This is a genomic window from Roseovarius atlanticus, assembly GCF_019802205.1.
In the GTDB taxonomy this organism is placed as follows: Bacteria; Pseudomonadota; Alphaproteobacteria; order Rhodobacterales; family Rhodobacteraceae; genus Roseovarius; species Roseovarius atlanticus_A.
Map to the genome: position 1 here is coordinate 967,514 of NZ_JAHVHQ010000004.1, position 11,941 is coordinate 979,454.

General features: G+C 64.7%; 10 protein-coding genes. All 10 read left to right on the forward strand.

Annotated features, from left to right (window positions below):
* Positions 1-55: 55 nt before the first annotated feature.
* A complete protein-coding gene (gene ppsR / locus KUV49_RS21300; RefSeq protein WP_261391655.1) occupies positions 56-1,438 on the forward strand; it encodes a transcriptional regulator PpsR in 1,383 nt (460 codons plus the stop codon).
* A gap of 121 nt (positions 1,439-1,559) precedes the next feature.
* Positions 1,560-2,462 (forward strand): chlorophyll synthase ChlG, encoded by a 903-nt coding sequence (gene chlG / locus KUV49_RS21305; RefSeq protein ID WP_222452885.1) that lies wholly within the window; start codon positions 1,560-1,562, stop codon positions 2,460-2,462.
* Positions 2,459-3,709, forward strand: a complete 1,251-nt coding sequence (locus tag KUV49_RS21310) for a BCD family MFS transporter (protein WP_222452886.1) — start codon at positions 2,459-2,461, stop codon at positions 3,707-3,709. Before chlG ends, KUV49_RS21310 begins: the two co-directional genes overlap by 4 nt.
* 3 nt (positions 3,710-3,712) lie before the next feature.
* The gene (locus tag KUV49_RS21315; RefSeq protein WP_222452887.1) at positions 3,713-4,891 is read left to right on the forward strand and encodes a geranylgeranyl diphosphate reductase; all 1,179 of its coding nucleotides are present in this window, start codon (positions 3,713-3,715) and stop codon (positions 4,889-4,891) included.
* The gene (idi, locus tag KUV49_RS21320) at positions 4,888-5,421 is read left to right on the forward strand and encodes an isopentenyl-diphosphate Delta-isomerase (protein ID WP_222452888.1); all 534 of its coding nucleotides are present in this window, start codon (positions 4,888-4,890) and stop codon (positions 5,419-5,421) included. Before KUV49_RS21315 ends, idi begins: the two co-directional genes overlap by 4 nt.
* 84 nt (positions 5,422-5,505) lie before the next feature.
* Positions 5,506-6,396, forward strand: a complete 891-nt coding sequence (locus tag KUV49_RS21325) for a LysR family transcriptional regulator (protein WP_222452889.1) — start codon at positions 5,506-5,508, stop codon at positions 6,394-6,396.
* 85 nt (positions 6,397-6,481) lie between these two features.
* Entirely contained in the window at positions 6,482-8,167 is a 1,686-nt protein-coding gene (locus tag KUV49_RS21330) for an NAD(P)H-dependent oxidoreductase subunit E (protein WP_222452890.1), read from the forward strand.
* Positions 8,168-8,170: 3 nt separating this feature from the next.
* Positions 8,171-10,933: a formate dehydrogenase subunit alpha gene (gene fdhF / locus KUV49_RS21335; RefSeq protein ID WP_222452891.1), complete on the forward strand. Its 2,763-nt coding sequence runs from the start codon at positions 8,171-8,173 to the stop codon at positions 10,931-10,933.
* Between the two features lie 189 nt (positions 10,934-11,122).
* Positions 11,123-11,818, forward strand: a complete 696-nt coding sequence (locus tag KUV49_RS21340; RefSeq protein WP_222452892.1) for a GntR family transcriptional regulator — start codon at positions 11,123-11,125, stop codon at positions 11,816-11,818.
* A gap of 4 nt (positions 11,819-11,822) precedes the next feature.
* A partial coding sequence (locus KUV49_RS21345; protein WP_222452958.1) for a CoA transferase occupies positions 11,823-11,941 on the forward strand: 119 nt, incomplete at its 3' end.

The window sequence follows — 11,941 nt, forward strand, 5'->3', positions numbered from 1 at the left end:
GAGTGGTCTGGTGACCCGAGAAAGTCGGAAGTCTGAGAGACTGCGTGCGGGAGCCTTGCCCGACCCAACAGAAGTGCAGAACATCGTCGAGCAGGCCGGTGACATGGCTGTCTACGTGTCCGACGATGGCGAGGTTGCAGGCATTTCGGTCAACCCGGACTGTCCGTCCCTGGGGTGCCTCGATCACTGGGTTGGACGGCCGTTCAAGAATTTCCTGACGTTCGAAAGCAAGGAAAAGTTCGATTTGCGCGTGGCGGCCATGCAGGCCGATCCCGACATGACGCCGAGGGCGCTGGAGTTGAACCACGTCGATAACGCGACCTGGGAATTCCCCATCCGCTATACGCTGCACAGGGTCTACCGCAACGGCGGGTTGCTCTTGCTGGGACGAGACATGCAGCCGATTGCCGAGGTGCAGCAGCGTCTTGTCGCAGAACAGACCGCGCGCGAACGGGATCAGCAGCGGCTGCGCGGCGAGCAGACATTCTACAATGTGGTTCTGCAGGCGTCCGAGACGCCGCTGATTCTGGTGGAACCTGAAAAAGGCCGGATTCGTGACCTCAACGGCGCCGCGGCCATGCTCTTGGGGGCAAGTCCCGAAACGCTGAGCGGATCGTCGCTGGCGCAGGCGTTCGATGGACGCCGCCGCGAAGAGTTGATCGAGGCGATGCGCGCGGCGGCGGGATCTCGCGAGGCGCGGGGCATAAGCCTTGTGGCCCGTCGCAATGAACGCGACGTGACGCTTCATCCGGAGTTCTTCCGCGCGGCGGGCGATCTGTTCATTCTGTGCCACCTGCGGTCGGCAGACGGCAAGGCGGGGACGACTGCGGAATCCGGCGTTGTCATGGGGGCGCTCTACGCCGCCACCAGCGATGCGATCGTCATCACGGACGGCAAGGGCGTGATTCGCGATGCGAACGAGGCGTTCCTGACCATGGCCGACGCAGCACAGCTGCGGGACATACGCGATGCCAACCTGTCGGACTTTCTTGTGCGTGGGGCGGTCGATACGAAGCTCATGCTGGAAACGGCGGCCAAGCAGGGGCGGTTGCGCAACTATTCCACGCAGGTCGCCAGCCTTGTGGGGACCCGGGCGACCGTGGACGTGTCGGTGGCGCGGCTGCGCAACCCCTCCGGGGATTTCGGTTTCGGTTTCATCCTGCGCAATACGGCCATGAATGAGGCCGGCGAGACGGAATTCGGCAGCGTCGTCAGCGAGGAGGCCATGAAGAACGTCATGGACCTGGTCGGCACGGCGTCGCTGAAAGAGCTGGTGTCGGCCACGTCGGACGTGATCGAAAAACTGTGTATCGAGACCGCGGTGCAGCTGACCGGAAACAACCGCGTCGCCGCGGCCGAAATGCTGGGTCTGTCGCGGCAGAGCCTGTACGTCAAGCTGCGCAAGCACGGGTTGATCAACTCGAATAGTGACGAGTAGGCGCGCTAGAGCTTTGAAGAAGCTCTTGGCACGTCCGGTCTGACGGGGGTTCATCGTCGCAGCGTTCCTGACGCCAAAAAAGACCTTTCCCGAATCCGATATGTAAACCATACTTGACACTATGAGTGTCTCGATAGACATACGCGCGCCGCGACGCTGGCCCGAAGCGCGCGCCATCCTGACCCTGATCAAGCCGATCACGTGGTTCCCGCCGGTCTGGGCGTATCTTTGCGGCGTGGTTTCCAGCGGCGTTCCCGTCCTTTCCGCGCCCTGGCTTGTGCTGATCGGCATGGTGCTTGCAGGGCCGGTGGTCTGCGGCATGAGCCAGGCGGCCAATGACTGGTGCGACCGGGATGTCGATGCCATCAACGAGCCGTATCGCCCGATCCCGTCGGGCCGGATTCCCGGGCGGTGGGGGCTGTGGATCGCGCTGGTCATGAGCGCTGCGGCATTGGCCCTGGGGACGACACTGGGGCCCTGGGGGTTTGCCGCGACGGTGTTCGGGGTCCTGGCGGCCTGGGCCTACTCGGCCGAGCCGGTCCGGCTGAAGAAGTCGGGTTGGTGGGGGCCGGGTCTTGTCGGGCTGTGCTACGAGGGACTGCCCTGGTTCACGGGCGCGGCGGTCTTGTCGTCCGGGGCGCCGGCATGGCAGATCGTGCTGCTGGCGCTGCTTTACGCCGTGGGGGCACACGGCATCATGACTCTCAACGATTTCAAGGCGTTGGAGGGCGATCGTCAGACTGGCGTGAAGTCGCTGCCGGTCACGCTGGGCCCGGCGCGCGCGGCACGGGTGGCCTGCTGGATCATGGCCGTGCCGCAGGTCGCGGTGATCGCGTTGCTGGCGGGTTGGGGGCAGGTGTGGCACGCCGCTGCCATCGCCGCGTTGCTGGCGGTGCAGGTCTGGGCGATGCGGGTGCTTCTGTCTGACCCCAAGGGCCGGGCGCCCTGGTACAACGGCACGGGCGTCACGCTTTATGTCAGCGGAATGATGGTGGCGGCTTTCGCCCTGAGGGGGCTGGTATGACCCTGGGATGGGGCGGTATCGCGCGTTTGTGCCTGGCCAATGCCGCGATCGGCGGGATGGCCGCGCTTCCGGTCAACCTGTTCAACCGCCTGATGACGGTGGAACTGGCCTTGCCCGCCTTGCTGCCGGGGGTCCTGGTGGCGTTGCATTACGCCGTTCAATTGTCGCGGCCGGTCTGGGGCCATCGCTCGGATGCCAGGGGCGGGCGGACGCCGTTCATCCTGGGCGGTACGCTTGTCGTGGGCGCGGGGCTGGTGCTGACGGCCTGGGGAATCGCCTTTGCGCCGAGCACGCAGGTGGCGATTGCGGTCTGGATCGTGGCCTATGCGCTGATCGGCTTCGGTATCGGGGCGGCGGGGACGTCCTTCCTGGCGCTGCTGGCGACAGCCGCGCCGGATGAAAAGAAGGGCGCGGCCGCCACGTTCGCCTGGCTGATGCTGATCGCCGGGGCGATTGCGGCATCGGTGGGTGCGGGCATCGCGCTGAAACCCTACAGCCCGGAGCGCCTGATGATGGTTGTGCCCATCGTGGCTGCGGCCTGTTTCGTGGCGGCGTTGATCGCGACCTGGGGCGTCGAGCGGCGGTTGGGAGCCGTCCCTGCGCCGCAGGAGCCGACCTTGGGTCCCGCGTTGAGAGCGACCTGGGCCGACCCGGCAGCGAAGGCCTTTACCGGGTTCGTGTTCCTGTCGATCCTGGCCTTCTACCTCAGTGAATTGGTGCTGGAGCCTTTCGCAGGCCATATCCACGGGCTGACACCCGACGAATCGACCAAGCTGTCGGGGGGCAAGGACGGTGCTGCGCTTTTGGGGATGCTGATGGCCGGAGCGTTTTCGACGTTCCGGCTGGGAAGCTTGCGGACATGGGCCGTCACCGGCTGCGTGGTGTCTGCGGTGGGCCTGATGGGGCTTGGCGCGGGCGCGGCGCTGGTGCCGTTCACGGTCATCCTGGGGCTGGGCAACGGTCTGTTCGTCGTGGGTGCCATCGGGTCGATGATGCGCCTTGCCGCGGCGCAGGAAGGCGCCACCGGCACGCGGATGGGCGTCTTCGGTGCTGCCCAGGCGGTGGCCGCCGGTCTGGCCGGGCTGATCGCCACGGGCACCCTTGACGTGGCGCGGAGTTTCATGAGCGACGGCGCGGCCTATGCCGCCGTCTTCGGTCTCGAGGCCGTGCTTTTCTTGGCCGCCGCGCTGGTCGCGGTGCGCATCCTGCACCGGCCCTGCGCGCCGCTGCTGCAACCGGGAGAATGAGCGATGTTTGACGTGGTCGTGGTGGGGGGTGGCCCGAGCGGGGCCACGGCGGCAGAGGACCTGGCGCGGTCCGGCCACAAGGTGGCGCTCCTGGACAGGGCGGGGCGCATCAAGCCCTGTGGCGGGGCGATCCCGCCGCGTCTGATCGCGGATTTCGACATTCCCGAGGATCTGCTGGTGGCCAAGATCACCACCGCGCGGATGATCTCTCCGACCGGGCGCAAGGTCGATATCCCCATCGAGAACGGCTTTGTCGGCATGGTGGACCGCGAGGATTTCGATGAGTTTCTGCGGGTTCGGGCCGAAGCCGCGGGAGCGGTGCGGGCCACGGGAACCTACAAGCGGATCGTACGCGAGGACGGGGTAACCCGCGTGATCTATCGCGACAAGGTCAGCGGAACCGAGCGTGACCTGCCCTGCAAGCTGGTGATTGGCGCGGATGGCGCGCGGTCGAACGTGGCGCGCGACGAGGTCGAGGGCGGGGACCGTATTCCCTACGTCATCGCCTATCACGAGATCATCGCGGCCCCGGGCAAGGTGGGCGCCTACGACCCGGCCCGCTGCGACGTGATCTATGACGGGCGGATCAGCCCCGATTTCTATGGCTGGGTCTTTCCGCATGGCAAGTCGGCCAGCGTCGGCATGGGGTCGCTGGTCAAGGAGGTGGACGTGAAACAGGCCACCGCCGATCTGCGCGTGGCCAGCGGGCTGGCGGACTGCGAGACGATCCGCAAGGAAGGCGCGCCGATCCCGCTGAAACCGCTGGATCGCTGGGACAATGGCAGGGATGTCGTGCTGGCCGGGGATGCGGCGGGCGTGGTTGCGCCCAGTTCGGGCGAGGGGATATACTATGCCATGGCCGGTGGGCGCGTGGCGGCCACGGCGGCGGCGGCGACGCTGGCGTCGGGACGGGTCAGGGACCTGCGGCTGGCGCGGCAGCTGTTCATGAAAGAGCACAAGACGGTGTTCCGGGTGCTGGCGTCGATGCAGAATGCCTATTACAAGTCGGACGAGCGGCGCGAACGGTTCGTGTCGCTGTGCCATGATATCGACGTGCAGCGTCTGACCTTCGAGGCGTACATGAACAAGAAACTGGTCAAGGCCCGCCCCATGGCCCACCTCAAGATCGGGTTGAAGAACCTGGCGCACCTGACGCGCCTGGTGCCGGCGGGCTATACATGAGCGTCATGATCCCGACATGGATCGGTGGCGACCTGGTGGCCGTCGAAAAGCTGGAGGCGCATGAGCGTGGACTGCGGCACAAGGCCGTGTCCGTTTTCGTTCTTTGCGGCAACGACGTGCTGATCCAGCGGCGCGCGTTCGGCAAGTACCACACGCCGGGCCTGTGGGCGAATACCTGCTGCACCCATCCGAACTGGGGCGAAGACCCCGAGGCCTGCGCGGTGCGGCGGCTGAACGAGGAATTGGGCATCGAAGGCCTGGCGCTGGACTACCGCGACCAGATCGAATACCGCGCCGATGTCGGCGGGGGCCTTGTCGAGCATGAACTGGTCGATGTCTTCGTGGCGACGGTGCCGGAGCGTATCGCCGTGCATCCGAACCCGGATGAAGTGATCGACACGGCCTGGGTCGATCTGGACGAACTGGCCGAGTGGGCGCGAAGCATGCCGGACATCTATACGCCTTGGCTGCGCATTTACCTGGCGAAACACGCGGCGCAGATATTCGGGCAGGTGGACAGCCCGGTGTGATCCGGCAACGTGCCGGTTTGAATAGACATCCGGCGCGGGGCTTGATTTAACGCGGCACGACTGGCTGGCGAAGATGGAGCGCGCGTGCTTGACCTCAAAGACCTGCAATTTCTGACCGCGCTGGCGCGGCAGAAGCATTTTGCCCGCGCCGCCGAGGAATGCGGCGTGTCGCAACCTGCGTTTTCCATGCGGATCGCCAAGCTGGAGGAGCACCTCGAGACCAAGATCGTGCATCGGGGCAACCGCTTTCAGGGCTTGACGCCCGACGGGGAGAGCATCGTGCGCCACGCGCTTCAGATCCTCGAGGATGTGAAGCGGCTGGAGACCGAGTTCAGCGCCGAGCCGGGGGACGTGACAGGTGTCCTGTCGCTGGCTGTGATCCCGACTGCGACCGCGCTCGCGGCCAAGACGGTGATCCGTCTGCGCGAGGCCAATCCGGGGATCACCGTGAGGGTCAAGACGATGAACTCGTTGGCCATCCTGCACGGGTTGGAGGCCGGCACCTACGATGCGGGGATCACCTATACCGACAGCGCCAACTCCGAGAGTGCCATTCACAGTTTCCTGAGCGTGATGCCGATCGACGACGAGGAATACGTGCTGCTGGTCCCGGCGCAGATGGTGGATGACGACAAGACCGAGATCACCTGGAAAGAGGCGGGTGCGCTGCCGCTTTGCCTGCTGGAGCCGGGAATGCAGAACCGGCATATCATCGACACCGTGTTTCAGGATGTGGGCACGCGGCCGCGCGTCGTGGCGGAATTGTCGGGCCTGACGGCGGGCGTGGTGATGGCGATCCAGGGCGCGGCGGCAACGGTGGTGCCGAAGGTGCTGGTCGAGAATACCGGCGCGCCAAGGTCGGTGCGAATCCTGCCGCTGGTGGAGCCCGAAGTGCACAAATCCCTCAGCCTCGTGACGGCGGATCGTGGCCCGGCGTTGCGCACCGTGCAGGCGCTGAAAGAGGTTCTGCGATAAGGCCCGCTTATCGTGGGTTTGAATCATACGAATTTTGATTGAAAATGGTATGCCTTAGTGTGCTCCCAGCAACGGGAGGGTCCACATGGCACTTGATGATCGCAGCGGCGTCTGGAAATCGGGTAAAGGCAAGGGGCGGCGCACGCCCAAGGGCCGGCAGCTCGAGGATCAGGCGTGGGAAGAGGTTCGCGACCTTCTGGGCGATGCACCGAGACGGCGTGATCTGCTGATCGAATACCTGCACCTGATCCAGGACAAGTTCGGCCATCTGTCAGCTGCGCATCTTCGCGCCTTGGCCGAGGAAATGCGCATCTCTCAGGCCGAAGTCTATGAAGTTGCAACGTTTTATGCGCATTTCGACGTGGTCAAGGAAGGCGAGGTTCCGCCGCCCGCCCTGACCATCCGGGTGTGCGATTCGCTGTCATGCGAACTGGCCGGCGCACAACAGCTGAAGGCCGCGCTGGAGGATGGCATGGACCCCGGCGAGGTGCGTGTGCTGCGCGCGCCCTGCATGGGGCGCTGCGATACCGCGCCGGTGCTGGAACTGGGCCACAATCACATCGACAACGCGACGGTGGAGAAGGTCGAAGCGGCGATTGCCGCGGACGACACCCACACGCATGTGCCCGATTACGAGGATTTTGCGGCCTACCGGGCCGAGGGCGGTTACGAGAAGCTGGCGGAAATCCGCAAGGGTGGCGATTTCGAGACGATTCAGCAGACATTGCTGGATTCGGGCCTGCGCGGTCTTGGCGGGGCCGGTTTCCCGTCGGGCAAGAAATGGGGCTTCGTGCGGGCCGAGGCCGGGCCGCGTTACCTTGCCGTCAACGGTGACGAAGGAGAGCCGGGCACGTTCAAGGACCGCTATTACCTGGAGCGCACGCCGCATCTGTTCCTAGAGGGCATGCTGATCGCCGCCTGGGCGGTCGAGGCGAAGACCTGCTTTATCTACATGCGCGACGAATACCCGGCGGTGCTGAAGATCCTGGCCAAGGAGATCAAGGCGCTGGAAGACGCGGGCATCGTCGAGGAAGGTTATATCGAACTGCGCCGCGGCGCCGGGGCCTATATCTGCGGCGAAGAAAGCGCGATGATCGAGTCGATCGAGGGCAAGCGCGGGCTGCCGCGTCACCGCCCTCCTTTCGTGGCGCAGGTCGGCGTCTACAACAAGCCGACGCTGGTGAACAACGTCGAGACGCTCTACTGGGTGACCCGCGTTCTGCGCGAGGGCGGAGAGATCCTGTCGAGCGTGGAAAAGAACGACCGCAAGGGCCTGCGCTCCTACTCGGTGTCGGGCCGGGTCAAGAACCCGGGCGTGCACCTGCTGCCGGCAGGCTCCACCATTCTCGACATCATCGAGGCCGCCGGCGGGATGTTGGACGGTCACACCCTGAAAGCCTATCAGCCGGGCGGTCCGTCCTCGGGCCTCTTGCCCGCGCACATGGATGACGTGCCGCTCGATTTCGACACGTTGCAGCCGCATGGCAGCTTCATCGGGTCGGCTGCCGTCGTGGTTCTGTCGGACCAGGACAGCGCCAAGGAAGCGGCGATCAACATGCTGAAGTTCTTCGAGGACGAAAGTTGTGGCCAGTGCACGCCCTGCCGCGTCGGCTGTGAAAAGGCCGTGAAGCTGATGCAGGCGGACAAATGGGATCAGTCGCTGCTGGAGGAGCTGAGCCAGACCATGGTGGATGCCTCGATCTGCGGCCTGGGCCAGGCTGCGCCCAACCCCATTCGCCTGACGATGAAACATTTCCCGGACGAGGTGTAAGACATGACCGACAAGATCAAGTTCACACTCGATGGCAAGGAAGTCGAAGCCGAGAAGGGCATGACCATCTGGGAGGTGGCCAATGGCCGGGGTCTGAAAATCCCGCATCTGTGCCACAAGCCCGCGCCGGGGTATCGCCCCGATGGCAACTGCCGCGCCTGCATGGTCGAGGTCGAGGGCGAGCGGAACCTCGTCGCCTCCTGTATCCGCGAACCCAGCGAAGGCATGAATGTCACCACGAATTCCAACCGGGCCGAAACGGCGCGCAAGATGGTGATGGAGATGCTTGTCGCCGACCAGCCCGTGCCGGAAAAGGCGCATGACAAGTCGAGCCACCTTTGGGACATGGCCAAGCTGGCCGGCGTGTCGGAAAGCCGCTTTCCCAAGCTGGAACAGGACCGCGTGCCGCTCTTGGATGACAGCCATGTGGCCATGAGCGTCAACCTGGATGCCTGCATCCAGTGCAACCTGTGCGTCCGGGCCTGCCGCGAAGTGCAGGTCAACGACGTCATCGGCATGGCCGGACGCGGGCATGACAGCTTTCCCACGTTCGATTTCGACGACCCGATGGGCGAAAGCACTTGCGTGGCCTGCGGCGAATGCGTCCAGGCCTGCCCAACCGGCGCGCTGATGCCCTCCACCGTGGTGGACGATGCGCAGGTGGGCGACAGCGCCGATTATGACCGCGAGGTCGAAAGCGTCTGCGCCTTCTGCGGCGTCGGCTGCCAGATCAGCCTGAAGGTCAAGGACGACAAGGTGAAATACGTCGAGGGGATCAATGGCCCCGCGAACGAAGGTCGCCTGTGCGTCAAGGGCCGGTTCGGCTATGACTATATCCACCACTCACACCGTCTGACCAAGCCCCTGATCCGGCGCGACGATGCGCCGGCCAAGGGGCTGAACGTCGATCCGGGCAACTGGCGCGACTTTTTCCGCGAAGCCTCCTGGGATGAGGCGCTGGACGTGGCGGCGAACGGCCTGAAGGGCCGGGGCCGCGAGGTGGCCGGCTTCGGCAGTGCGAAATGCACCAACGAAGAGGCCTACCTGTTCCAGAAGTTCATCCGCCAGGGTTTCGGCCACAACAACGTCGACCACTGCACGCGGCTGTGCCATGCCTCGTCGGTCGCGGCGTTGATCGAGAACGTCGGGTCCGGCGCGGTGACCGCGACCTTCAACGAGATCGAGAATGCCGACGTGGCGATCATCATCGGGGCCAACCCGATCGAGAACCACCCCGTTGCCGCCACCTATTTCAAGCAGTTCACCAAGCGCGGTGGCAAGCTGATCGTGATGGACCCGCGCGGCGTGGGGATGAAGCGCTTCGCGACCCACATGCTGCAGTTCAAGCCGGGCGCGGACGTGTCCATGCTGAACGCGATCATGCACGTGATCGTCGAGGAGGAACTCTACGACCAGCAGTATATCGAGGCCTTCACCGAGAATTGGGAGGCCGAGAAGGCGCATCTGGCGCAGTTCCCGCCCGAGAAGATGGAAGAGCTGTGCGGCATCCCTGCCGAAACGCTGCGGCAGGTCGCGCGGGAGTTCGCGACGGCGCAGTCCGGCATGATTTTCTGGGGCATGGGCGTCAGCCAGCACATCCACGGCACGGACAATTCCCGCTGCCTGATTTCGCTGGCGCTGATGTGCGGCCACGTGGGCCGTCCGGGCACGGGCCTTCACCCGCTGCGCGGCCAGAACAACGTGCAGGGCGCATCCGACGCGGGCCTGATCCCGATGTTCCTGCCCGACTACCTGTCGGTTACGGATGACGGGGTGCGCAAGGCCTTCACCGAGGTTTGGGAATCCGGCGATTTCAGCAGCGAGAAGGGCCTGACCGTCACCGAGATCATGGACGCGGTGCACGAGGGTCACATCAAGGCGATGTACGTGCTGGGCGAGAACCCTGCGATGAGCGACCCGGACGTGGAACATGCCCGCGACGCGCTGGCGATGCTGGATCACCTCGTGGTGCAGGATATCTTCATCACCGAGACGGCCAACTATGCCGACGTGATCCTGCCGGCCTCGGCCCTCTATGAAAAATCCGGCACGGTGTCGAACACCAACCGGACGGTGCAGATGCTGCGCCAGGCGGTACCGCCGCCGGGCGAGGCGAAAGAGGACTGGTGGATCGAGGTAGAGCTCGCCAAGCGCTGTGGCCTGAACTGGACCTACACGCATCCCAGCGAAGTGTTCAACGAGATGGCGATCAACATGCGCAGCCTCGACAACATCACTTGGGAGCGGCTGGAACGCGAGGCGGTGACCTACCCGTCGCTCAGCCCCGAGGACCCCGGCCAGGCCGTGGTGTTCGGCGATGCCTTCCCGCGCCCCGAGGGCCGCGCCCGGTTCACCCCGGCCAGCGTGATCCCGCCCGACGACCTGCCAGATGCGGACTATCCGATGGTTCTGACCACCGGGCGGCAACTGGAGCATTGGCACACCGGGTCGATGACCCGTCGGGCCAGCGTGCTGGACGCGGTTGAGCCCGAGGCGAACTGCTCTCTGCATCCCTCGACCCTGCGCAAGCTGGGCGTTGAGCCGGGCGGCATGGTGCGGATCACCACCAAGCGCGGCTCGATCGACGTGATGGCGCGGGCCGACCGCGCGATTGCGCCGGACATGGTCTTCATGCCCTTTGCCTATGTCGAGGCGGCGGCGAACATCCTCACCAACCCGGCCACCGACCCCTATGGCAAGATCCCCGAGTTCAAGTACTCGGCCGTGCGGGTGGAAAAGGCCGAGGCGGCGGTGGCGGCGGAATAATCCGCGCCGAAATCATGATTTTCGAAGGGCCGGGGGTTTCCCGGCCCTTTTGTTTCGACCCTCGGGAAAGGCGGTCTGCACGGCGACAGGGCGGTATTCTTGCTGCATCCGCGAAAGTTTGCCGTTGATTTGCGTTGGTTCGTGGTATACCAGACTACGGATTTAACGATTCAAACCCGGTGGGCCGTCATGAAACTCAATCCGATCGACACGTCGGTCACGCTCAAGGACCACATCTATAACCGGATGCGGGAAGCGATCCTCGAGATGGACATTTATTCCGACAGCGTGGACTTGCGGCTGGACGAACGCAGCCTTGCGGACCAGCTGGGCGTCTCCCGCACGCCCCTGCGCGAGGTTCTGGTACGGCTGGAACAGGAAGGCCTTCTGGAGGTCCGCCCCCGTCGCGGCATCTTCGTGCAGCGCAAGACGCTGTCGGATATCCTGGAGATGATCATCGCCTGGGCCGCGCTGGAAAGCATGGCGGCGCGGCTGGCCTGCGAGCGTGCCACGGACCGCGAGATCACGAGCCTGCGCACGATTGCTGCGAAATACTCGGTCTCCAAGACCGGCGCGGACATCGCGGAATATTCCGACGACAACATTCGCTTTCACCAGAAGATCCTGGAAATCTCGGGCTGCGAATTGTTGTCCAGCATGGCCGAGAACCTGTTCGTGCACATGCACGCCGTGCGCCGCCGGTCCATGGCCGAGGTGGATCGCGTGCCGCAATCGGTGGCGGACCACATGGAAATCATCGAGGCGCTGGAAGCGCGCGATGCGGACCTCGCCGGGGCTCGCGTGCGCGATCATACGATGCGCCTGCACGACCACGTGCGCGAGGTCTGGACCCGCGCGGGAATCACGAAAAACATGGGGGAATGACCTGATGAAAGCATTGGACGGCATCAAGATCCTGGACTTCACGCATGTTCAGTCGGGTCCGACCTGCACGCAGCTTCTGGCGTGGTTCGGGGCGGATGTGCTGAAGGTGGAGCGGCCCGGCGT

Coding starts and splice junctions, on each gene's coding strand:
- chlG (WP_222452885.1), top strand. CDS start 1,560: ATGAGTGTCTCGATAGACATACGCGCGCCGCGACGCTGGCCCGAAGCG.
- KUV49_RS21310 (WP_222452886.1), top strand. CDS start 2,459: ATGACCCTGGGATGGGGCGGTATCGCGCGTTTGTGCCTGGCCAATGCC.
- KUV49_RS21315 (WP_222452887.1), top strand. CDS start 3,713: ATGTTTGACGTGGTCGTGGTGGGGGGTGGCCCGAGCGGGGCCACGGCG.
- idi (WP_222452888.1), top strand. CDS start 4,888: ATGAGCGTCATGATCCCGACATGGATCGGTGGCGACCTGGTGGCCGTC.
- KUV49_RS21330 (WP_222452890.1), top strand. CDS start 6,482: ATGGCACTTGATGATCGCAGCGGCGTCTGGAAATCGGGTAAAGGCAAG.
- fdhF (WP_222452891.1), top strand. CDS start 8,171: ATGACCGACAAGATCAAGTTCACACTCGATGGCAAGGAAGTCGAAGCC.
- KUV49_RS21340 (WP_222452892.1), top strand. CDS start 11,123: ATGAAACTCAATCCGATCGACACGTCGGTCACGCTCAAGGACCACATC.